General features: G+C 67.7%; 20 protein-coding genes and 1 pseudogene. 15 read left to right on the top strand and 6 right to left on the bottom strand.

Features of this window, described 5'->3' with window-relative positions; all coding sequences use genetic code 11:
- Positions 1–325: 325 nt before the first annotated feature.
- On the bottom strand, positions 326–1,372 hold the full coding sequence (locus LQZ85_RS17360) for a LacI family DNA-binding transcriptional regulator (RefSeq protein WP_230101261.1): 1,047 nt from the start codon (positions 1,370–1,372) through the stop codon (positions 326–328).
- A gap of 168 nt (positions 1,373–1,540) precedes the next feature.
- On the opposite strand from LQZ85_RS17360, the gene LQZ85_RS17355 reads away from it, so the two are divergent.
- From LQZ85_RS17355 to LQZ85_RS17335, 5 genes are all read left to right on the top strand, one after another.
- Complete coding sequence (locus LQZ85_RS17355; protein WP_230101260.1) at positions 1,541–2,866, top strand: extracellular solute-binding protein; 1,326 nt, start codon at positions 1,541–1,543, stop codon at positions 2,864–2,866.
- 63 nt (positions 2,867–2,929) lie between these two features.
- A complete protein-coding gene (locus tag LQZ85_RS17350) occupies positions 2,930–3,814 on the top strand; it encodes a sugar ABC transporter permease (protein WP_053098799.1) in 885 nt (294 codons plus the stop codon).
- A 4-nt stretch (positions 3,815–3,818) separates the two neighbouring features.
- The gene (locus LQZ85_RS17345) at positions 3,819–4,724 is read left to right on the top strand and encodes a carbohydrate ABC transporter permease (RefSeq protein ID WP_230101259.1); all 906 of its coding nucleotides are present in this window, start codon (positions 3,819–3,821) and stop codon (positions 4,722–4,724) included.
- A 1-nt stretch (position 4,725) separates the two neighbouring features.
- Entirely contained in the window at positions 4,726–7,350 is a 2,625-nt protein-coding gene (locus tag LQZ85_RS17340) for an alpha-L-rhamnosidase (protein ID WP_082586502.1), read from the top strand.
- Positions 7,347–8,393, top strand: coding sequence for a family 43 glycosylhydrolase (locus LQZ85_RS17335; RefSeq protein WP_056276930.1), 1,047 nt, complete (start codon positions 7,347–7,349; stop codon positions 8,391–8,393). The genes LQZ85_RS17340 and LQZ85_RS17335 overlap by 4 nt, the downstream gene beginning before the upstream one ends.
- Positions 8,394–8,399: 6 nt before the next feature.
- Here LQZ85_RS17335 and LQZ85_RS17330 read toward each other — a convergent pair whose 3' ends face one another.
- Positions 8,400–9,332 (bottom strand): LysR family transcriptional regulator, encoded by a 933-nt coding sequence (locus LQZ85_RS17330; RefSeq protein WP_056276933.1) that lies wholly within the window; start codon positions 9,330–9,332, stop codon positions 8,400–8,402.
- Between the two features lie 71 nt (positions 9,333–9,403).
- Here LQZ85_RS17330 and LQZ85_RS17325 point away from each other — a divergent pair, with 71 nt between their 5' ends.
- Positions 9,404–11,134: an FAD-binding protein gene (locus LQZ85_RS17325; RefSeq protein WP_056276936.1), complete on the top strand. Its 1,731-nt coding sequence runs from the start codon at positions 9,404–9,406 to the stop codon at positions 11,132–11,134.
- 76 nt (positions 11,135–11,210) lie between these two features.
- Here LQZ85_RS17325 and LQZ85_RS17320 read toward each other — a convergent pair whose 3' ends face one another.
- Entirely contained in the window at positions 11,211–11,630 is a 420-nt protein-coding gene (locus tag LQZ85_RS17320) for a hypothetical protein (RefSeq protein WP_230101258.1), read from the bottom strand.
- A gap of 16 nt (positions 11,631–11,646) precedes the next feature.
- Here LQZ85_RS17320 and LQZ85_RS17315 point away from each other — a divergent pair, with 16 nt between their 5' ends.
- The 5 genes from LQZ85_RS17315 (at position 11,647) to LQZ85_RS17295 (ending at position 16,180) form a co-directional block, all read left to right on the top strand.
- Entirely contained in the window at positions 11,647–13,140 is a 1,494-nt protein-coding gene (locus tag LQZ85_RS17315) for an L-serine ammonia-lyase, iron-sulfur-dependent, subunit alpha (RefSeq protein ID WP_056276939.1), read from the top strand.
- A gap of 52 nt (positions 13,141–13,192) precedes the next feature.
- Positions 13,193–13,945 carry an AAA family ATPase gene (locus tag LQZ85_RS17310; RefSeq protein WP_056276942.1) on the top strand — a complete coding sequence of 251 codons (753 nt, stop codon included), beginning with the start codon at positions 13,193–13,195 and terminating at the stop codon, positions 13,943–13,945.
- Between the two features lie 34 nt (positions 13,946–13,979).
- On the top strand, positions 13,980–14,576 hold the full coding sequence (locus tag LQZ85_RS17305) for a TetR family transcriptional regulator (protein WP_056276946.1): 597 nt from the start codon (positions 13,980–13,982) through the stop codon (positions 14,574–14,576).
- A gap of 96 nt (positions 14,577–14,672) precedes the next feature.
- A complete protein-coding gene (locus tag LQZ85_RS17300; RefSeq protein ID WP_157538082.1) occupies positions 14,673–15,449 on the top strand; it encodes an ABC transporter ATP-binding protein in 777 nt (258 codons plus the stop codon).
- The gene (locus LQZ85_RS17295; RefSeq protein WP_056276947.1) at positions 15,446–16,180 is read left to right on the top strand and encodes an ABC transporter permease; all 735 of its coding nucleotides are present in this window, start codon (positions 15,446–15,448) and stop codon (positions 16,178–16,180) included. Before LQZ85_RS17300 ends, LQZ85_RS17295 begins: the two co-directional genes overlap by 4 nt.
- Before the next feature lie 7 nt (positions 16,181–16,187).
- On the opposite strand, the pseudogene LQZ85_RS17290 reads toward LQZ85_RS17295, so the two are convergent.
- Positions 16,188–18,026: pseudogene (locus LQZ85_RS17290) on the bottom strand (ATP-dependent helicase C-terminal domain-containing protein); the annotation flags it as partial.
- A gap of 550 nt (positions 18,027–18,576) precedes the next feature.
- On the opposite strand from LQZ85_RS17290, the gene LQZ85_RS17285 reads away from it, so the two are divergent.
- The 4 genes from LQZ85_RS17285 to LQZ85_RS17970 all read left to right on the top strand — a co-directional run bounded on the left by LQZ85_RS17285 (position 18,577) and on the right by LQZ85_RS17970 (position 20,432).
- Positions 18,577–19,128 carry a GNAT family protein gene (locus LQZ85_RS17285; protein ID WP_056279255.1) on the top strand — a complete coding sequence of 184 codons (552 nt, stop codon included), beginning with the start codon at positions 18,577–18,579 and terminating at the stop codon, positions 19,126–19,128.
- Between the two features lie 12 nt (positions 19,129–19,140).
- A complete protein-coding gene (locus LQZ85_RS17280) occupies positions 19,141–19,566 on the top strand; it encodes a VOC family protein (protein ID WP_082586638.1) in 426 nt (141 codons plus the stop codon).
- Positions 19,567–19,715: 149 nt separating this feature from the next.
- Positions 19,716–20,099 (top strand): hypothetical protein, encoded by a 384-nt coding sequence (locus tag LQZ85_RS17275; RefSeq protein WP_056279257.1) that lies wholly within the window; start codon positions 19,716–19,718, stop codon positions 20,097–20,099.
- A gap of 81 nt (positions 20,100–20,180) precedes the next feature.
- A complete protein-coding gene (locus tag LQZ85_RS17970) occupies positions 20,181–20,432 on the top strand; it encodes a PASTA domain-containing protein (protein ID WP_056279259.1) in 252 nt (83 codons plus the stop codon).
- A gap of 24 nt (positions 20,433–20,456) precedes the next feature.
- Here LQZ85_RS17970 and LQZ85_RS17270 read toward each other — a convergent pair whose 3' ends face one another.
- The gene (locus tag LQZ85_RS17270; RefSeq protein ID WP_082586694.1) at positions 20,457–20,825 is read right to left on the bottom strand and encodes a hypothetical protein; all 369 of its coding nucleotides are present in this window, start codon (positions 20,823–20,825) and stop codon (positions 20,457–20,459) included.
- Positions 20,826–20,882: 57 nt separating this feature from the next.
- Complete coding sequence (locus LQZ85_RS17265) at positions 20,883–21,494, bottom strand: hypothetical protein (protein ID WP_230101257.1); 612 nt, start codon at positions 21,492–21,494, stop codon at positions 20,883–20,885.
- Positions 21,495–21,502 lie beyond the last annotated feature (8 nt).

Here is a 21,502-nt window from a genome sequence, read left to right as displayed (position 1 = left end):
CGGCGTACTCGTTCATGCGCCGACGCCTTCTGCGGCGCGCCACGCAGCCCACTCAGCGTCCAGGTCGAGCAGCTCGTGGACTACCAACCAGAAGGTTAGGGGTTCGAGTCCCTTCGGGCGCACATCAGCTGAAACCCCCGTCGCGAAAGCGGCGGGGGTTTTGCGTTGTCCGGCATCCATTCGGTCTCCATCTTCGGCTCCACTTTTCGGCCCTCACGCCCGTCCAGCGAAGGAGAACTCACGCTGCGAAGGAGCGGATGCGAGTTTCAGACCTTCGGCACGGGTGATCTCCGTCGCAGCGAGCGAGCGGTGACATGACTGCAGGTCAGTCCCTGCGCCACATCTCGCCGAGGGTGGACGTGCGGGGGAGCAGGCGCGGCTCGAGGGTGACGCTGCGCGCCGCCGCACCGGGGTCGGCGATGCGCTCCAGCAGGAGATCTGCTGCGACGGCGCCCATCTCCTCGCCCGGCTGACTCACCGTGCTGATCGGGATCGCACTCTCGGACGCGAAGTGGTTGTTGTCGTAGCCGGTGATGGCGATGTCGTTCGGAACCGAGAATCCGGGCACCTCGTTGAGGATCTGGATGAGGCCGATGGCCACGAGATCGGATGCCGCGACGATCGCGTCGTAGGTGCCCGCACCGCGGGCGAGGATCTGCCGTCCGGCATCCCGTCCGTGCCTGATGTTCACGCCTCGCGTCTCGAGGATCTCGATGCGCGCGTCGGGGTGCGCGGCGGTCGCCTGCTCGGCGCCCTCCCAGCGCTGGTTGACGGCCGTGAGGAAACGCGGACCGCCTACGAAGAGAAGTCGTCGGCGCCCGAGCGCGATCAGGTGCGATGCGGCGAGCGCCCCGCCGTGGCGCTCGTCGACGGTGACCCCCGGGTACGCGAGAGACGGGGACTCGAAGTTCACCAGCACGGTCGGAGTGGTGCGGTTCTCGGGGTGCGGCGACTTCGCGAGCGCCGTGTCGAGAGGGGCGAGGATGATGCCGGCCACGCGCGAACGGTCGAGCAGCTCGAGGTTGTGCACCTCGCGATCGGGGTCGACGTCCGAGTTGACGATCAGCACGTCCATCTTGTGGCGCCGCAGCGCTCTCTCGGCGCCGCGCGCGATGTCGACGAAGAAGGAGTTGCCGAGGTCGGCCAGCACCAGGCCGACCGAGGTGCTGTTTCCCGCGGCGAGAGAGCGCGCAGCATCATTGCGGACGAATCCGAGCTCGGCGATGGATGACAGCACCTTGCGGCGGGTCGCCTCTCGCACCTTCTCGGGATTGTTGAGGGTGTTGGACACAGTGCCGAGGGCGACTCCCGCGTGAGCGGCGACGTCCGCCATGCTGGGCTTCGAGCGCCCGGGCGGGGGAGTGTCGGTCACGTCATCCTCCTCGGCATCGTCGCCATGACCTGGCCCTTCAACTCTAGAGCATCACTATTCGTGAAGCGCTTCATTTGTGATGCGTAACTCTCTTGACAATGCCTTTTTTTCTATGGCATGGTGTGAATGAAGCGCTTCAAAAGAGGCGTCGCTCTTCAAGGAGGAACAGTGACCACAGCAATGAGGCGCGCCCGTCGCCTGGCCCCCGCAATCGCGCTCATCGGCGTCGGCGCTCTCGCGCTCTCCGCCTGCTCCGGCGGCTCCGGAGGATCGGGCTCCGAGTCCGGCGCCGGTTCCGGCGAATTCACCTATCTCGGCCAGACCGAGAACACCACGATCATCAGCACGCTCGAGACCCTCACCGGCGACCAGTGCAAGGCTGCGGCCGACGCGGCGCCGCTGACGTCCGATGACATCTCGGGCACGCAGTGGGACCAGCAGCTCCAGCTGCTCGCGAGTCAGGACGGTCTGTCGGACATGCAGATGGCTGCCGGCACCCCCGCGCTCATGTCGGAGTTCATCGACGGGGGCAAGGTTCTCGACCTCTCCCAGGCACTCGACGACCTGGGCGTCTCCGACCGGCTGCTGCCCGCGGCTGAATCGACGGTCAAGGCGCTCTATGGTGACGGTGCGCTGTACGCACTGCCGACCGAGTTCAACATCGAGGGGTTCTGGTACAACAAGGAGCTTCTCGAGAAGAACGACATCGAGGTGCCCGAGACGTGGGACGACCTCGTCGATGCCGCAGCCACGCTCAAGGACGCCGGCGTCCAGCCGTTCGCCACCGCGGGCAAGGACGGCTGGCCCGTCACCCGCCTCGTCGGCGACTACATCTTTCGCACGCTCGGCCCCGACGCACTCCAGAAGGTCGCGGACGGCGATGCGAAGCTGACGGACCCCGAATACGTCGCCGCCGCAGACGCGGTCGCTGAACTCGGCAAGGCCGGATACTTCGGTGACGCCGTCGGCTCGATCGACTACAACGCCTCGATGAACCTGTTCCTCAGCGGGAAAGCCGCCTTCTACTACATGGGCAGCTGGGCGCTGGCGAACTTCAACGACGAGGAGCAGAACCAGATCGGGGTCGACAACGTCGGCTTCGCGCGCTTCCCCGCAGTCGAGGGCGGCGAGGGCAGCATCGACCAGATCCCGGCCAACGTCGGCATCCCGGTGATGTTCGCCGAGAAGAACTACGACGATGAAGCGGCCGCGTGGCTGAAGTGCATCGCTGAGGGCTACGGCGACACGGCGCTGAACGAGAGCGGTGTCGTCTCGGGCTTCGTGGTCGACAACCCTCCCGCCGATCTGCCCTCCACGACGCAGACCGTGCAGGACGAGATCGCGAACGCTCCGTCGAGCGTGCTCTGGTTCGAGGCGCTCTTCACCCCGAAGGCGACCGGCATCAGCCAGAACAACGGTGCAGGTCTCGCCAACGGCAGCCTCTCCGGCGAAGAGTTCATGACGCTCGTCCAGGCCGCCAACGACGAAGGCTGACCCACTCTCGGGGCGGGCATCCGCCCGCCCCGAGACCGTCCTCGTCGCATCAGGAGATCCACCATGCACAAAGTCCTCGGTGACAAGCGCGCCATCTTCGTCCTGCTCGGACCCGCGCTGCTCGTCTACTCCCTCGTCATGCTCGTCCCGATCGTGTGGTCGCTGTTCTACACGGTGCAGGACGGCAACCCCATCACGGGCTTCACCTTCAACGGGTTCGACAATTTCACCAAGTTCTTCCAGGACCCCGCCGCCTGGGACGCGATCTTCTTCACCCTGAAGTACGCGCTCATCCTCACCGCCCTGCAGGTGATCGTGGGCTATCTGCTCTCTCTGATGTACGTCTTCTGGCTGCGCAAGGGATCGGGGATCATCCGCACGATCGTGTTCTTCCCCGTGGTACTCCCCACGGTGGCGGTCGCGCTGCTGTTCCAGCGACTGTTCGAGGCCGCGCCGACCGTCGGACCGGTGAACTCGTTCCTCGGGATCCTCGGCGGGCAGAACCTCGACTGGTTCGGCACTCCTGACGCCTCCTTCTGGGTGATCATCGCGATGGACCTCTGGCGGTCGATGGGCTTCTATGCCGTGCTGCTGTACGCCGGACTCGTCGACATCCCTGACGAGCTCATCGAATCGGCGCGCATCGACGGGGCATCCGGCTGGAAGCTCATCCGCACGATCGTCCTGCCGCTGTCGCTGCCCGTGCTGCTGTCATCGATCATCTTCAGCATCAACGGCACGCTGAAGGTCTTCGACACGGTCGTGGCGCTGACCAACGGCGGACCCGGCAACGCGACCACGCCGCTGACCCTGTACATGTTCCGCACCTCGTTCGCCTACGGCGACTACGGGTACGGGAGCACGATCGCCCTCATGCTGACGATCCTGTGCCTGCTGTTCACGGTCTTCATCTTCCGCTCCACCCGCCGCGATCTGACGAAGGACTGAACCAGTGAGTGCGACAACCGCCATCGTCACGGGCACCCCGCTGCCCACCCGCCGCGACGTCGATCCGAACCGTCGAGGCGCCAGAGACTTCTTCCGACGGCTGCCGATCCGGCTGCTCATCGCCGTGCTGCTCATCGTCGAGGTCTATCCGATCCTGTGGATGCTGCTCGGGTCGTTCAAGACGCAGAACGAGTTCCTCAACGAGCCGTTCTGGGCTCTGCCGCAGTCGTGGGACATCGTCAACTACATCGAGGTGTTCACCACCGGCGAGTTCGGCAAGTACATCCTCAACAGCGTCGTCGCAGTGTTCCCGTCGCTGGCGATCATCCTGGTCTTCGGCACCGCAGCCGGCTTCGCGCTCGAGGTCATGGTCTGGAAGGGGCGCGGCACGGTGCTGCTGCTCTTCCTCGCGGGCATCATGGTGCCTGCGCAGATGATCCTGCTGCCGCTGTTCACGATCTACTTCCGCACGAACATGACCGGCACGCTGTGGCCGCTCATCATCACCTACGTGGCGCTGGGGATGCCGTTGACCGTGTTCATGATGGCGACCTTCTTCCGCTCGGTGCCTCGGGAGATCTTCGAGGCTTCGACACTCGACGGCGCATCCATCTTCCGTTCGTTCTTCTCGATCGGCCTCCCGCTGGTAAAGAACGCCCTGTTCACGATCGGTCTCGTGCAGTTCTTCTTCCTCTGGAACGACCTGCTCATCGCCCTGACGTTCACCAACAGCAGCGACCTGCGCACGATCCAGGTCGGATTGCTCAACTTCACCGGAGAGTACGGAGCGGTGCAGTACGGGCCGACCTTCGCCGCGATCTCGGTCAACGTGCTCGGGACGCTGCTCATCTACGTGTTCCTCAACCAGCAGGTCATGAAGGGCCTGACCGCCGGATCGGTGAAGGGCTGACATGACGAACATCATCGAGATCTGGCTGGAGAACAGGCGCGGAGGCAAGACCCTCGGCATCGGCGAAGCCGAACCGCGGATCTCCTTCGTGGCGGATGCTGCGGCCGACGCCTTCGAACTGGAGTTCGTCGCCGACGACCGAACGGTGCGCGCCGAGCGCACGACGTCGACGCAGCGCGTCGCCTGGCCGTTCGCGCCTCTCGCGCCACGCGCCGGGGGAGACCTGCGCATCCGCGCCCTCGATTCCGGGCCCTGGAGCGAACCGGTGCGGATCGAGTCCGGGCTCGGTGACGACTGGCAGGTCGACTTCGTCTCGCCCTCGGTCGTGGCCGACCGCACGGCACCGCGGCCCGCGTATCTGCTGCGGGCTGCCATCGCCGAGGGTGCACTGCCCGGCGACATCGTGCGGGCCCGGATCCACTCCACGGCGCACGGCGTGTACGAGCTCGAGGTCAACGGTGAGCGTGTCGGGGACGACGTGCTCGCACCGGGGTGGACGAGCTATGGCCATCGTCTGCGCTACCAGACGCACGACGTCACCGCGGCGCTTCGTGCCGGAGAGAACGTGATCGGCGCATGGCTCGCCGACGGCTGGTACCGCGGCCACATCGGGTTCGACGGGGGCGTGTGGGACATCTACGGATCGGATGTCGCGCTGCTCGCGCAGCTCGAGGTCACCACGGCGGACGGTGTCACTCGACAGGTGGCCCTCGAGTGGCTCACGGCGCCGTCGCCGATCACCGCGGTCGGGTTGTATGAGGGCGAGAGCTTCGATGCGCGGTTGACGGAGGACGGCTGGTCCGCGCCGGGATTCGACGCCTCCAGCTGGAGTCCGGCGGCCATGTTGCCCCGAACCGATTTCCCGGCGGCGATCGAACCGCCGACCGCTCTGCCGGTGCAGGAGACCGAGACGCTGCGCCCGGTCACGGTCGAGCGTCAGCCGAGCGGCCGCATCCGTCTCGACTTCGGTCAGAACATCTCGGGGGTGCTCCGTATCCGGGTGCGAGCGGATGCCGGTCACACCGTGACGCTCCACCACGCGGAGGTCATCGAGAACGGCGAACTCGGCATCCGTCCGCTCCGGGCGGCGACATCGGTCGACAGCTACACCGCCGCGGGTTCGGGTGAGGAGATCTACACCCCTCGCTTCACGATCCACGGCTTCCAGTACGCCGAGCTCGAGAACTGGCCGGGCGAGCTCCGCGACGGAGACGTCGAGGCGGTGGTGATCCACACCGGCATGCGGCGCACCGGCTGGTTCGAGTCGTCGAACGACGGGCTCGACAGGCTGCACTCGAACGTCGTGTGGAGCATGCGCGACAACTTCGTCGATCTGCCGACCGACTGCCCGCAGCGTGACGAGCGCGTGGGGTGGACCGGCGACATCCAGGTGTTCGCGCCCACCGCGCTGCGCCTGTTCGCGGCCCACGGCACTCTCACCGGATGGCTGCGCGACCTCGCTGTCGAGCAGGCTGATCAGGGGCACGTACCCAACTTCGTACCGTGGGTCGAGTGCGGCTTCCCGAACTTCCCGACGGCCGCGTGGGGCGATGCGGCCGTGATCGTGCCGTGGGAGATGTACCGCAACGACGGCGACATCCGGATCCTCTCCGACCAGTACCCGAGCATGCGCGCCTGGGTCGACCTGGTCGACGAGCTCACCGATCACACAGGACTCTGGAACACCGGCTTCCAGCTGGGCGACTGGCTCGACCCGACCGCACCACCGGAGGACCCCGGCAAGTCCCACACCGACAAATACCTGGTCGCGACGGCCTATCACGTGCGCACGGCGCGCATCGTGGCCGACGCTGCTGCTCTGCTCGGCGAGGAGGCGGATGCCGCGCACTATCGCGGTGTCGCCGAACGAGCGTCCGGGGCCTTCCAGGATGAATTCCTCAGCGACAGCGGCCGCGTGGTCAGCGACACTCCGACCTCGATCGCCGTCGCGCTGGTGTTCGAGCTCTTCGAGAACGAGGAGCAGGTGCGGCGGGCCGGTTCGCGGCTGCAGGAGCTCGTCGGAGCGGGCGGCTTCCACATCTCGACCGGTTTCGTCGGCACCCCGATCATCTGCGATGCGCTGGTGCGCGCCGGGAGCATGGACTACGCCTATCACCTGCTGCTGCAGGACGAGCTGCCGTCTTGGCTGTATCCGGTCAGCATGGGCGCGACGACGATCTGGGAGCGCTGGGACAGCATGCTGCCGGACGGATCCATCAACCCCGGCGACATGACGTCGTTCAACCACTACGCGCTCGGAGCCGTCGCCGACTTCCTGCACCGGGTGGTCGCGGGGCTCGCGGCGGATGCGCCCGGGTGGGAGAGGATCCGCTTCGAGCCGCAGCCGGGCGGTCGTCTCGAGCACGCGAGTGCGCGGTACGACAGCGTTCGCGGCACGGCGTCGATCGCGTGGCGGCGTGACGGCGAGCGCCTGTCCATCGACGTCGAGGTGCCCGCGGCATCCGTCGGCGTGCTCGTTCTTCCGGGATCCGCGGAGGAGATCCCCGTCGGCCCCGGGCGCCACTCGTTCACCACGACGTTCCGCGCCGTGGAGGACGACCCCGAACGGCCGTTCTTCGGCTGGCGCAGACCGGAGCCCGTTCTCGAGACCGAGGGAGCAGCATGACTCAGCAGCACATCCGGCCGGGGCAGGTGTGGCTCGACACGAAAGGCGAGCGCATCCACGCCCACGGCGGATCCGTCATCACCGTCGACGGCGTGCACTACTGGTACGGCGAGAACAAGGAGTTCTCGACGCCGGGGAGCGGGATCTGGCACTGGGGAGTGCGGTGCTACTCGTCGATCGACCTCGTGAACTGGGACGACCGGGGTGTCATCATCCCGCCGGACGAGGACGACGAGTCCTCACCGCTGCATCCGACTCAGGGGCTCGACCGACCGCACATCATCTTCAACGCCGAGACCCGCACGTACGTGTGCTGGGTCAAGGTCATGACGAAGGGATCGGTGCAGCGCTCGACGGTGCTCACCAGTGACAGCATCCTCGGTCCGTACGAGATCCAGCGCACCTGGCTGCGTCCGCTCGACATGAGCGCCGGGGATTTCGATCTGGTCGTCGATCCGCACGACGGCAAGGGGTACTACTACTTCGAACGGGTGCATTCCGAGATGATCTGCGCCGACCTCACCAGCGACTACACCGATGTCACCGGGTACTACTCGACCCACTTCCCGCAGCCGCAGCCGCCGTACGTGCGCGAGGCTCCGGCGCACTTCCAGCGCGGCGGACTGCACTACCTGCTGACCTCCGGCACCACGGGGTACTACCCGAACCCGTCCGAGTCGGCGGTGGCGCGCAGCTATCACGGTCCGTTCGAGGTGCTCGGCGACCTGCATCCGGGCGACGAGTCGCGCACCTCGTACCACTCCCAGATCTCATCGGTGTTCCGGCATCCAAGAAAGAAGGACCTCTATATCGCCGTCGCCGATCGGTGGCTGCCGCGGTATCTCGAGCACGGCGACCGCGCGCGACAGGCGTTCATCGAGCATTTCGCACCGGGGAAGGACGGCGACGAGCCGATGGAGGAATTCGCCTACGTCGACACCTCGATCGCCGACTACGTCTGGCTGCCGATCCGATTCGAGGGCGACCGGCCGATCATCGACTGGCGCGACGAGTGGTCTCCCGACGAGTACGAGGACGCCTGAGCGACCTCAGTCGAGCAGGCTCGTGATGGCAGGGTCTCGGCGGGCGACCTCAGCGGCCGTGCCGACGATCACGTGACGCATCGCGGCCACCGCGACGGCCGGCGTGACGTCCGCACGGTGGGCCAGGCTCACCGTGCGCCTCATCATCGGGTGCGAGATCCTGACCGACCGCAGCGCCGGCTGATCGAGCAGCACCATCGCCGGAACCACGGCCACGCCGACGCCTCGTTCGACGAAGCGGAGCAGCGCGTCCATCTCGGCGCCCTCGAGGACGAAGTTCGGGGTCAGCCCTGCCGAGCGGAAGGCCGCATCTGTCGTCGCCCGCAGCTCATAGGTCTCGTCGAGCGCGATCAGCGGCAGGGTGGCGAGGTGGGCGAGGCTCATCACCGTGGAGGTCGAGACGGGAGGCTCGGATGCCGCGGACACGACCACCAGCTCTTCGGTCAGCAGCGGCATGCGCGTCAGGCTGAAGCCCGACGGCGGCGGACCTTCCGACTCCGTGATGAGCGCGATGTCGACGGCACCCACGGCCAGCTGATCGACGAGCAGCCTCGACCCACTCTCGGTGAGGTGCAGGTCGACGCCCGGGTGGGCGGCGTGGAAGGTGCTGATCGCCTCGGCGACGAGGCTGATGCAGAGGGTGGGCGGTGCGCCGAGTCGCACGCGGCCACGGCGGAGTCCGGCGAGTTCGGCCATCTCCTCGCGGATCGCGTCGGACTCGGCGAGCATGCGCTGAGCGCGGGGGAGCAGGGCCTCTCCGGCGGCGGTGAGTCCGATGTGCCCGCGCGCCCGGTGGAAGAGCTCGGCGCCGAGCTCGCGTTCGAGTGTCGAGATCTGTCGGCTCAGCGACGGCTGCGCGAGGTGCAGGTGCTCGGAGGCACGGGTGAAATGGCCGAGGCGGGCGACCTCGACGAACCCGCGGAGCTGCTCGAGGTTCATGTTTTCAGTGTATCGATACCAGTAGAACAATGCATTGGAGTTATCGGGACACCGTACTTAGCGTGGAAGGCATGAGCACTCGCGAACGTCAGATCTCCACCACGGTCCTGGTCATCGGCACCGGCGGCTCCGGGCTGCGGGCGGCGATCGAGGTCGCCGAGCACGGCATCGACGTCCTCGCCGTCGGCAAGCGCCCGCGCCAGGACGCGCACACCTCTCTCGCCGCCGGCGGCATCAACGCCGCTCTGGGCACCATGGACGAGGCCGACAGCTGGCAACAGCACGCCGCGGACACGATCAAGGAGAGCTACCTGCTCGCCAACCCGCACACGGTCGAGATCGTGACGCAGGGGGCCGAGCGCGGCATCCGGGATCTCGAGCGCTGGGGCATGGACTTCGCCCGCGAGGACGACGGCCGCATCTCGCAGCGGTTCTTCGGGGCGCACACCTTCCGTCGCACGGCCTTCGCCGGCGACTACACGGGTCTCGAGATCCAGCGCACCCTCGTCGCGAAGGCCGAACAGCTCGAGGTGCCGATCCTCGACCACGTCTACATCACGCGTCTGCTCGTGCGCGACAACGTCGTCTTCGGCGCCTATGGCTTCGACCAGTCGGACGGCACGCGCTACCTCATCCACGCGGATGCCGTGATCCTCGCCGCGGGCGGGCACAACCGCATCTGGCGCCGCACCTCGTCACGACGGGATGAGAACACCGGAGACTCGTTCCGGCTCGCGGTCGATGCGGGCGCCCGCCTGCGGGACCCGGAGCTCGTGCAGTTCCACCCGTCCGGGATCATCGAGCCCGAGAACGCCGCCGGGACCCTGATCTCGGAGGCGGCCCGCGGCGAGGGCGGGATCCTGCGCAACGCCCTCGGTGAGCGCTTCATGTCGAAGTACGATCCGGAGCGCATGGAACTCTCGACACGCGACCGTGTCGCGCTCGCCGCGTACACCGAGATCGCCGAAGGACGGGGCACCGAGAACGGCGGCGTCTGGCTCGACGTCTCCCATCTGCCGCGCGAGACGATCATGACCCGTCTGCCCCGCGTCTACCAGACGATGATGGAGTTGCAGATGCTCGACATCACGACCGATCCGATCGAGATCGCGCCCACCGCGCACTACTCGATGGGTGGCGTGTGGGTGCGTCCCGACGACCACCAGACCGACGTCGACGGGCTCTACGCGATCGGCGAGGCATCGAGCGGCCTGCACGGAGCCAACCGCCTCGGCGGCAATTCGCTCATCGAGCTGCTCGTCTACGGGCGCATCGTCGGGCAGGCGGCCATGGCGCATGCCGCGGGGCTCGACGCTCAGCGCCGCTCGGCGGACGCGGTCGCCCAGGCCCGCGCCGAGATCGACGACCTTCTCGCGGCCGACGGTCGCGAGAATGTGCGAGCTCTGCAGCGCGCGATCCGCAACACCATGACCCAGCACGCCGGTGTCGTGCGGTCGGAGGACGGACTCCGTGCCGGCCTCGCCGAACTCGACATGATCGAGGGGCGGATGGAGGACATCGGCATCCACCCGGACATCGCCGGATTCCAGGATCTCGCGCATGCCTTCGACCTCAAGGCATCGGCGCTCGCCGCCCGAGCCACTCTCGAGGCGGCGCTGGAGCGTCGGGAGACGCGCGGCTGTCACAACCGCAGCGACTACCCCGACACCGACCCGACGCTGCAGGTCAACCTCGTCTGGTCGCCGACCGGCGGAGTCACGCGCGAGTCGATCCCGGAGATCCCCGCCGAGATCGCCGAGCTCATGCGCGAGGTCGACACCGAGGGCAAGCTCGTCGAATAGCCGCATCCGAACTCGCTCCCGTCGCAGGGTGCATCGCGACGGGAGCGGTGGGGTGGTCGAGCGAGGTAGGAGTCGCTCAGTCGCCCTCGTCGGTCTCCGGACCGTCGATGACCCCGATCCCGACCGCCTCATGGTCGGGCTCGGGGTCGTTTCGCGACGGAGCCTTGGGCTCTTCCGAGGGCTCCTTCTCGGTGCTCGGCTCTTCGAGTTCGTCGTTGCTCGGAACCTCCGACGGATCCGCGTCTTCGGGGGACTCCGCCTCCGCCGGCTTCTCGGCGGTGTTCGCCGGTTCCTTGAACTCGCCGGCATCGCCGGACGAGGGCGTGGGAGTGGGGGTCTGGGCCTCGGGGTCGAGGCCGGAGGTCGGGTCCTGCTCGGGCGTGCTGTTCGTCATGATCGTCCCTTTCGCATCGAGTGCACCCCCAGCATCCGTCAGCGGCTGCGAGGCGAGAAGGGCCTTGACGACAGCCTCCGGAGCGTCCGTCTTCCTGCGCACGACGTAGGCTGAAGAGGTGACAGCGTACGTCTCGGCCTTCGATCTCTTCTCCATCGGAGTGGGCCCCTCGAGCTCCCACACGGTCGGGCCGATGCGGGCGGCCCTCGCGTTCGCTCAGCGCCTGCGCTCGTCCGGAGCTCTCGATCGCGTCGCCCGCATCGCATGCACGCTGTACGGCTCTCTCGGCGCCACCGGAATCGGTCACGGCACGCCGGATGCGGTCGTCGCGGGCCTTCGCGGGCTGTCGCCGGAGAGCTGCGACCCGGCCGACGTGCGCGCCGCCTGGACCGACCTTCGCGACGGCGCCACGGTGCGCGTCGACGGGGTCCATGAGATCCCGCTCTCGAAGGCCGACATCGTCTTCGAGCCGCGAACCCGGCTGCCCGGTCATCCGAACGCGATGACCATCACCGCCCGGGACGATGCCGGCGGTGTCGTCGCCGAAGAGACCTATTACTCCGTCGGCGGCGGGTTCATCCGCCGGGACGGCGAGGAGGCGAAGCTCGCCTCGGCCCCACTGCCCTACTCGTATGCCGACGCCGCGTCGCTGCTCGCACTGTGCGACGAGCACGGACTGTCGATCGCCGAGATCGCGCGACTCAACGAGACCGCTGAGCGCTCGGAAGAAGAGGTCGCCGCCGGACTCGATGCGATCTGGGACGCCATGGCTGCGTGCGTCGAGAACGGACTGCACTCGGACGGCGTCCTGCCGGGGATGCTCAAGGTCAAGAGGCGGGCGAGCATGATCCGCGCGCAGCTCGAGGAGGCGGAGGCCGACGGTCATCGCGAGCTACCGGGAGAGTGGCTCGGTGCCTTCGCGCTCGCGGTCAACGAAGAGAACGCGGCGGGCGGTCGCGTCGTCACGGCGCCGACCAACGGCGCCGCCGGCATCCTTCCCGCCGTCGCGATGTACTGGTGGCGGTTCCTGGCGGACTCGGGCCTCGGTGCGGGCAATGCCGTGACGCCGTACGGAGAACTCGTCGGCAGTGCGCTGCTCGGCTTCGACGGCACGCGGGCGATCGAGGCGGCGCAGGCCGAGGACGATGACGCCGTCGCCGACGCGAACCGCCGCCGTGGCATCCGTCGGTTCCTCCTCACGGCCACGGCACTGGGCTCGCTGTTCAAGGCCAACGCCTCGATCTCGGGGGCCGAGGGCGGCTGCCAGGCCGAGGTCGGCTCGGCCTGCGCGATGGCTGCCGGAGGGCTCACCGCCGTGATGGGCGGCACCAACCGGCAGATCGAGAACGCCGCCGAGATCGCGATGGAGCACCACCTCGGGCTCACCTGCGATCCGATCGGCGGCCTCGTGCAGATTCCGTGCATCGAGCGCAATGCGATCGCCGCGTCGACGGCGGTCACTGCCGCCCGTCTGGCGCTGCGCGGCGACGGCAGCCACTACGTCTCCCTCGACGCGGTGGTCGAGACGATGCGCCAGACCGGAATCGACATGTCGACCAAGTACAAGGAGACCAGCGAGGGTGGTCTCGCGGTCAACGTCATCGAGTGCTGAGTCACTCCGAGCGCGTCGGTGGCTGCGGATAGCCTCCTCTGAGGAGGCGCGCATGGAATCGATCTGGACCCCGGGCAGTCGCAGGCGGCGGGAGCAGCCCATCGTCGCCGTGCGCGCGAATGGTGACGCGCCGGATTCCGGCCGCATGTGGCCGACCACCATTCCCGCCGTCGCCCAGGTGCTCGAGGAAGGCATCGATCTCGCTCCCGGGGTGACCTTCCTCGTCGGCGAGAACGGCAGCGGCAAGTCGACGATCGTCGAGGGCATCGCCGTCGCCTACGGGCTCTCGCCCGAGGGAGGGTCCCGCCAGGCGATGCACAGCACGCGCCCCAGCGAGTCGCCGCTGTCGGAGTGGCTGCAGCTGCAGCGCGGAGTCGGAGCCAACCGCTGGGGATTCTTCCTGCGAGCCGAGACCATGCACTCGTTCTACACCTACCTCGAAGAGAATCCCTCCGCGAGGGGCGACGTGGCGTTCCACGAGATGAGCCACGGCGAGTCCTTCCTCGCTCTGCTCGACAGCCGATTCGATGAACCCGGCTTCTACTGTCTCGACGAGCCAGAGGCAGCGCTCTCGTTCCAGTCCACCCTCGCCCTGATCGCGGTGCTGCAGCGCATCGTCGACGACGGAGGTCAGGTGCTGTGCGCGACGCACTCGCCGGTGCTCGCCGCGCTGCCGGGAGCTCGCATCCTCGAAGTGGGGGAGTGGGGCATCCGTCCCGCCGAGTGGAACGACCTCGAGCTGGTGAACCACTGGCGGTCGTTCCTGCAGGACCCGCCGCGGTACCTGCGGCATCTGCTCGACTGAGGGGAGCGCGCAGATCTGGTCGTAGGCTGGCGCCATGACCGAGCAGCGTGCGCCCAAGAAGCGCGGGCGTCCGCGTGGCGTGTCCGATGCGCGCGAACGCATCATCGCCGCCGCAGTCGACGAGTTCGGCGAGCACGGATACGACGGCACGACGGTGCGCTCGATCGCGGCTCGTGCCGACGTCGACTCGGCGCTCGTGCACCACTACTTCGGCACGAAGGCAGACCTCTTCGCTGAGGCGGTCGGCATTCCGCTGCGCCCCGACATCGACGTGCCGGCCATCGTCGCGGGTCCGCGTGACGCCGTCGGCGAGCGTCTCGTGCGGTACGTGCTCGAGGCCTTCGAGCAGCCCGACATCCGTCGCCGCGGCGTCATGCTCATTCGGACGGCGATCGGCAGCCGGCTCACCACGCCCCTTCTCGCGGGGTTCCTCTCTCGCGAACTCATCGGCCGGATCGCGAAGACGCTCGGCGTCGCGGATGCCGAGCTGCGCGCCACACTCGTCGCCTCGCAGATCGCCGGCCTGCTGCTCACGCGCTACGTGCTGCGGCTCGCGCCGATCGCCGCGGCATCCGTCGATGACATCGTCTTGCGGGTCGGACCGACCGTGCAGCGCTACCTCTTCGAATAGCGCGGGCCACGCGCCGCACTGCCGCCTGCATCCCGCCTCGGCTTCGGGCACGAGTACCCGTTGACCCCGCGACTCGCGCGGCGCATAATTCATCACATGATGAATAACGCGGCGGTCGAGATCTCGGGGCTGCGAGTGCGACGGGGAAGGACGCAGGTCTTCGACGGTGTCGACCTGGTGATCCCCCGGGGCGAGATCACCGGCTTGCTGGGTCCCTCGGGATGTGGCAAGACCACGCTGATGCGCGCGATCGTGGGTGTGCAGCGGATCACCGCCGGCATGGTGACGGTGCTGGGAGAACCGGGCGGATCGCCGCGGCTGCGTCATCGGGTGGCGTACGGAACACAGGGTGCCGCCGTGTACGGCGATCTCACCGTCCGGCAGAACCTCTCGTACTTCGCGGCGGTGCTGAAAGCACCGAAGGGCGACGTCGACCGGGTGCTCGACGAGGTCGGGCTTCGGGCGCAGGCCGCCCAGCTCGTCGACTCGCTCAGCGGTGGCCAGGCGACGCGCATCTCGCTGGGGATGGCACTGATCGGATCCCCCGAGCTCATCGTTCTCGACGAACCCACGGTCGGCCTCGACCCCGTGCTGCGCGCCGAACTGTGGGACCTGTTCCGCGGCCTCGCCGCGCGCGGCGTCACCATGATCGTCTCGAGTCACGTGATGGACGAGGCGCTGCGATGCGATCGGCTCGTGCTGATGCGGGGCGGGCGGATCATCGCCGACACGGACCCAGCCGGACTCCTCGCCGACACGGGCACGACGGAGCCCGAGGCGGCGTTCCTCGCCCTGATCGAGCGGGACAGCCGAGCGACCGGGGGTCCAGCGGCGGGCAGCACCCGGCGCGCACGGCGGGAGGCCTCGGAATGAACGGCGGTCGGATGCTCGCCACCGCCGCCCGGGTGCTCGGACAGCTGCGGCACGATCCTCGCTCGATCGCGCTGATGCTGATCGCGCCGAGCCTGCTGGTCGGACTCTTCGCGTGGCTCTTCAGCGATCAGGACGGCGTGTTCGATCAGTTCGGGGGAGCGATCCTCGCGCTGTTCCCGTTCATCGTGATGTTCCTGATCACCTCGATCACCACTCTGCGGGAGCGACGCTCCGGCACCCTCGAACGTCTGATGACCACTCCGCTCGGCAAGGCCGACTTCATTCTCGGCTATGCCCTGGCGTTCGGGCTGATGGCGCTGCTGCAGGCGATCATCACCGTGTCGTTCGCGGTCGGCGTCTGCGGGCTCGACGTCGACGGTGAGCTCTGGCAGCTCGGGCTCGTCGCCGTCGTCGACGCTCTCCTGGGCACCGCGCTTGGGCTCCTCGCGAGCGCCTTCGCGCAGACCGAGTTCCAGGCGGTGCAGTTCATGCCGCTGCTCGTCTTCCCGCAGATCATCCTCGGCGGGCTCTTCATGCCGCGCGATCAGATGCCCGACGTGCTGTACGCCATCTCGGACTGGCTGCCCCTGAGCTATGCGATCGACACGATCAACGCCGTCACGGCCGGCGACGAGGGGTGGGACGTGTACAGACCCCTGCTGGTCGTCGTCGCCTTCGGAGTCGGAGCGCTCGTCCTCGCATCGCTGACCCTGCGACGTCGCACCGCGTGAGGCAGGGTCAGCGCGCGGCGCGGTTCTTGGTGTGCTTCGTGGGCACGGCCGCCCACGGGTCCTCCGGCCAGGGATGCCTCGGGTAGCGCCCTCGCATCTCCGCGCGAACCTGGGCATAGGGGCCCGACCAGAACGAGGCGAGGTCGTCGGTGACCGCGAGAGGGCGCCCCGCGGGCGACAGCAGGTGGAACAGCACCGGCACGCGTCCGTCGACCAGTCGAGGGGTCTCGGCCCAGCCGAAGCACTCCTGCAGCTTCACAGCGACGACCGGGGGTGCCGAGGTGTCGTCCGGGTCGGGGTAGGTGATGCGGATACGGGATCCGCTCGGCACCGCGAGGCGCTCGGGTGCGAGCTCCTCGAGGCGCGCCGCCTCGGGCCAGGGCAGCAGTCGACGCAGAGCCGAGGACAGATCCACTCGCGCTGCGGGGGTGCCGCCCGCCAGGGTGTCGAGCTCGGGAGCGAGCCAGTCATCGAGAGTGCCGAGCAGCCCGGCATCCGACACGTCGGGCCACGGGCCGCCGAGCTCTCGCCGCAGCAGGGCCAATCGGCGTCGGAACGCGGTCGCGGCATCCGACCAGGCGAACATGCCGAGCCCGTCGCGCAGGATCGCGCGGCGCACGGCATCCCGCCCCTCTCGAGCAGAGGGTCGCACGGGCGAGGACGAACGCAGGATCGCACCGACGCGGCGCTCACGGCGCGCCTGGACGCGACCTCCCGTGAACTCCGCCTCGACTCGGTCGGTCAGCAGGTGGCTCGCAGCGCGTTCCATCTGGGCTTCCGTGAGCACAGCCGCGGATCGGATGATCGCGCCTGACCCGGCCGCCACTCGGGCCGTGGCCCGCGCGACGTCGGCGACCGCGAGCCACTCGACTGCGGCGAGCGGGCCGGTGACTCCGGCACGGGTTCCGGATGCCAGGAGGAAGACCGCTCCGTCGGCGGTGCGCTCGACGCGATGCGCGATCCGGTCGGGGAATGCGAGTGCGATCACGAGTCCGACGCCGTCGAGACTCGATCGCACGTCCCTCGCCGGAGCGACCATGCGCTCGAGGCGGCTCGCGTCGTCACGCCAGCGGCGAGCGTCCGGTGTCCGTCCGCCGCGCAGGGTGATGAGCGCCTGTGCGACGTCGGCCTCGGCGATGCGCAGGTCGCCGCCGAGCACGGCGACGACCTCTGCGGCGAGACGGCTGCCGACGACCGGGCCGCCGTCACGGAGAGCGCGGGCGAGCCGGGGGTCGGCGGGGATCCGGGCGAGAGCTCGACCCTCGGCCGTGGCGCGGCCCTCGTCGTCGATCGCGCCGAGACCGCGCAGCACCGAGACGGCATCGGCCAGGTTGTCTCGGGGCGGCGGGTCGAGCATGCGCAGGCCTTCTGCACCCGGGGCACCCCAGCAGGCGAGCAGCAGGGCGGCATCCGCGAGGTCGGTCACCGCGATCTCGGGTGCCGGGCGGGCCGGGGCGGCCGCATAGGTGCGTTCGTCGACGCAGCGGATGACGACGCCCGGTCCCTGGCGCGTGGCGCGACCGGCGCGCTGCACGCATGACGAGCGCGACGCGGCAGTCGTGACCAGGCCCGTCATGCCGCGGGCGGCATCACGCTGCGGATGCCGCGACAGACAGCTGTCGACGACGAGGCGCACTCCGGGCACGGTGAGCGACGACTCCGCGAGCGAGGTCGTCACGATGATGCGCGGAGGCTCATCCGGTCGACGCCCGCGGATCACGGCATCCTGCTCCGCCGCGGGGATCTGACCGTGCAGCTCTCGCACGTCGAACGCCGCGCTCGCGTCGCGGATGCGGCGGGCGATCTCCGACACCTCCCGCGCGCCCGGGGCGAACACCAGCACATCGGCCCGAGGGTTCTCACACCCATGTGCGTCGTCCGGCTTCTGCTCCGGCAGGAAGACCGGGTCTTCTGCTTGCCCCGGCCGGAAACCGGGCGACTCGACCTACCAATGCGGCTAGTCGGACCCAACGATCCGAGTGGCGCGTTCGGAATCACCAGCCTCGCCGAGCAGATAACCGGCTACCGTACTCAACTCAAGTTTGCGGGAGCTGTGCGAAATGTCGTCGACTCACCGCAAGATGGCTATGCCTGGCCGACGCCGCACGCACACTTCGGGGTGTGGACCTCAAAGATCGCCCCGATTGCTGAAGGCACCTGGGTGAGCATCGGCGATGACTCCCAACTGCGCGATCGACACTGGTTCCCGCTCGTACTGTGATGCGAACTACTTGACAAACTCAACCTCCGGAAACGTCTGTCAGAACCACGTTTTGAACACCGTTTGCGGCAAGGCGTCCACGGCGCTCCACGCGACTGCGCCCTAAACGATCATTTCTGGCGGACGTCTGCTGTGCGGTCCTCCTGCTGTCATCCCTCACGTGTCACCATGAGGGATGACTTCCATCCCATTGTTCCTGCCGACGCTCACCGGCGAGACGGTCACACTTCGGGCATGGCGCCACTCGGATACTGCGATTGTCATGGAGGCCTCTCAGGACCCCTTGATCCCTCAACTGACCAGCGTGCCGACGACTCCGGATGAGAGGGCGGCTTTGGCTTTCATTGAGCGGCAACATGCACGTCTGCGGGACGGAGCCGGCTACGCGTTCGCGATCGCTGATCACGACGATAAGGCAGTCGGCCACATCGGGCTCTTCTTCACCCCGGGCGCATCCGCCCGAGCCAGCGCTGGCTATTGGGTTGCCAGTTCACGTCGACGCCAGGGATTCGCGCACGACGCCTTGACCACCCTTACATCGTGGGCCGTCAGACTCGAGGAACTCGATCGAGTCGAGCTGTACGTGGAGCCTTGGAACGAAGGCTCCTGGCGGGTAGCCGAACAGGCGGGCTACGAGCGTGAGGGCCTACTCCGCAATTGGAAACGGGTGGGCGGCCAACCGCGCGATATGTACATGTACTCACGGTTAGCGCGACGACCGAACTGAGAGACTGGCGATGTGCCGGGAATACACCATGTGGAGATCTGGGTTGCCGATGCCCCAGTGCTCGCCGAATGGGGCTGGTTGCTCCGCGAGCTGAACTTCGAACGTGAGAGTAGGTGGGCTGACGGCGAGTCCTGGGCAGCGGGCGGCGCTTACGTCACGTTGACGACGTCACCAAACCTGAGCGGATCGACGCACGACCGCAGAACTCCTGGCGTGAATCATCTCGCATTCAAAGCCAGTACCGCCGCCGCCGTGGATGCGATCATGGCAACCGCCGTGGCACATGGGTGGCAGCCGCTGTATCACGATCGATACCCGCACGCGGGTGGAGCAAAACACTACGCGGGCTGGCTTGAGAACTCCGCAGGCTTCAAAGCAGAGATCGTCGCGGACGAATTCCGTCCATCGCCGGAAACCTCTGCCGCTTTACGGTTCTGACGCACCTTTGCGGCAACCGTTCCTAGATTGACCGCGATCTCCGCCGGAAACGATCGACTGCGGCAGGCGACCTGCCAGCAAAGAGCCTGTGGGCCCCTGACCAGAAGTGCTCTGGCGGGTACGCGTCTGCCCCTGATACCGTCGGGCTCATGACAGCCCAGATCGCCGAGCAGGGTTCAACGGCGGCTCCGCATCGTCGGCCGCAACTCCGGCCCATCGCGATCCTTGCACTCGGCGTTGTCGTCGTCCCGCTCGCCTTTGCGACGGCATTCAACAGCTGGGGCGCACTCACCGAAGACAGCGCTATGCGCATGGCGTTTGCTACTGTCGCCGGCCAGGTTATCGCCGTTCTGACCGGATTCTTGGTGGTCGGAATTGCGTGGAAGCGCCGATACCGTCTCACGCAAATCGCGGTTCTCGCCGCCATCGCGGTCGCTATCACCATCAACGCGTTCGCGATCGTTGCGTCGACCGGAGACCTGCTGTTGTCCCGTCTCGACCTCATCGCCGAAACGAATCTTCTCAACCAGTAGCGCGAAACGGTATCAGTCGTTGCTGACGTACACGGTAGATGTCGGACACGAGTGGGCCTTCGGCGGCGTAGTGTCCATCTCATGTGGGAGAGCGTGGGAGAAGCGGTCACGGTTCCACTGGTCGAGGGCATGTCATTCCGGGCCGCCCAAGAGATTGCCTCGGCCGCGGGTGTGACCCTCGCCAATCCAGACCCTGACGGTCCGCCGATCGGCGCACTGGCATGGGGGCGGAACTACCTCGTCTTGCATCAGACGCCCCCTGCCGGGACGATCGTGACCCGGCACTCATCGGTAGCGATTCGCGTCGATGAAGAGCCTCACGAGGAACGCTGACGAAGCGGACCCGTCGGTAGCGGGTTAGTGGTACAGGGGAGGCGGCGTAGCCAGCACGGCGATCAGCGCCCCCATCACGAGGACCGTGCTGAGCCCCACGATGCTCCATACCGTGGCACGTCGCTCGCGCTTCGGATGCACGCCGCCTAGCCCCACCAGCACGGCCGACAGCAGCAGCACGAGCCAGACCACAAGCGCGATGATGCCCATCCCGATACCGATCGCCCGCTCGGTATCGTCCGATTCGGCGTACTCGATGACCGTGACGCCGGGGCCTCCCCAGCTGAGGCCGGGGCCCGCCAAGCTGAGGCCGGCTAAGCCGAGCATGAGAGCCCCGAAAAGTCCGATGAGCGTCGCGGCGATGGTCAGGGAGGCACTGCCGACGATCCGCACGGCCCCATAGTGGCACGTGGCGGGCGCGAGCGCAGTCACGGGCGTCGGCAGCGACAGCTACTGGCAGTTCGGCGACTGGAGCAGCGGAAGCTCGAACCTGGTCAGCCTCGCGGCCGATCCGGGCTCGAGGGCGAACCATCCGGCGATCTGCCCGTCGGCGACCCGCGTGCCGTAGTCGCCGGCGGTGAACGGCTGATGGCCGTCGTCCGCGCTCGTGTGCAGGACAGGGGTGGCGAGCAGCCCATCCTGCTCGAGCACGTCTATCGATGACAGGAAGAGGAAGGACCTCTCTTCGACGACGTATCTCGATTCGCACCCGTCAACCAGTAGGGGGGTGACGAGCCACGGCATGATCAGAAACCCCCAGAACACTGCCACCACGGTTCCGCCGATCGACAGCAGTCGCCCGATCACGATCGGTCCGAGCCAGCCGGAAGGCGCCGAGACGGTGCAGAGCATGTAGCTGATCGCGATGAACGCGAGGATCGTGGATGCTCCGATGATGTGTCGTGACGGCAAGGTGCCGAGCAGCAGCTGAGCATCGCCACCGGATGCGGAATCGACCACGGCCACGCCGATCACCGCGATCGTCGCTGCGGCCACTGCCACTGTCGCCGCAATCTGCAGCATCCGCGGGCGCTCGGATGCCGTGAGGGTGCGCTCACTCATCGCCGCTC

The sequence above is a fragment of the Microbacterium sp. Bi98 genome (assembly GCF_918698045.1).
In the GTDB taxonomy this organism is placed as follows: domain Bacteria; phylum Actinomycetota; class Actinomycetes; order Actinomycetales; family Microbacteriaceae; genus Microbacterium.
The sequence above is the reverse complement of the archived record's forward strand: the minus strand, read 5'-3'. Positions and strand labels throughout refer to the sequence as shown.

What these genes read in the sequence shown, in the direction of transcription:
- LQZ85_RS17340 (WP_082586502.1), top strand. Translation starts at nt 4,726, where the DNA reads ATGACGAACATCATCGAGATCTGGCTGGAGAACAGGCGCGGAGGCAAG.
- LQZ85_RS17295 (WP_056276947.1), top strand. Translation starts at nt 15,446, where the DNA reads ATGAACGGCGGTCGGATGCTCGCCACCGCCGCCCGGGTGCTCGGACAG.
- LQZ85_RS17285 (WP_056279255.1), top strand. Translation starts at nt 18,577, where the DNA reads ATGACTTCCATCCCATTGTTCCTGCCGACGCTCACCGGCGAGACGGTC.
- LQZ85_RS17305 (WP_056276946.1), top strand. Translation starts at nt 13,980, where the DNA reads ATGACCGAGCAGCGTGCGCCCAAGAAGCGCGGGCGTCCGCGTGGCGTG.
- LQZ85_RS17325 (WP_056276936.1), top strand. Translation starts at nt 9,404, where the DNA reads ATGAGCACTCGCGAACGTCAGATCTCCACCACGGTCCTGGTCATCGGC.
- LQZ85_RS17275 (WP_056279257.1), top strand. Translation starts at nt 19,716, where the DNA reads ATGACAGCCCAGATCGCCGAGCAGGGTTCAACGGCGGCTCCGCATCGT.
- LQZ85_RS17310 (WP_056276942.1), top strand. Translation starts at nt 13,193, where the DNA reads ATGGAATCGATCTGGACCCCGGGCAGTCGCAGGCGGCGGGAGCAGCCC.
- LQZ85_RS17300 (WP_157538082.1), top strand. Translation starts at nt 14,673, where the DNA reads ATGATGAATAACGCGGCGGTCGAGATCTCGGGGCTGCGAGTGCGACGG.
- LQZ85_RS17335 (WP_056276930.1), top strand. Translation starts at nt 7,347, where the DNA reads ATGACTCAGCAGCACATCCGGCCGGGGCAGGTGTGGCTCGACACGAAA.
- LQZ85_RS17970 (WP_056279259.1), top strand. Translation starts at nt 20,181, where the DNA reads ATGTGGGAGAGCGTGGGAGAAGCGGTCACGGTTCCACTGGTCGAGGGC.
- LQZ85_RS17330 (WP_056276933.1), bottom strand. Translation starts at nt 9,332, where the DNA reads ATGAACCTCGAGCAGCTCCGCGGGTTCGTCGAGGTCGCCCGCCTCGGC.
- LQZ85_RS17350 (WP_053098799.1), top strand. Translation starts at nt 2,930, where the DNA reads ATGCACAAAGTCCTCGGTGACAAGCGCGCCATCTTCGTCCTGCTCGGA.
- LQZ85_RS17265 (WP_230101257.1), bottom strand. Translation starts at nt 21,494, where the DNA reads ATGAGTGAGCGCACCCTCACGGCATCCGAGCGCCCGCGGATGCTGCAG.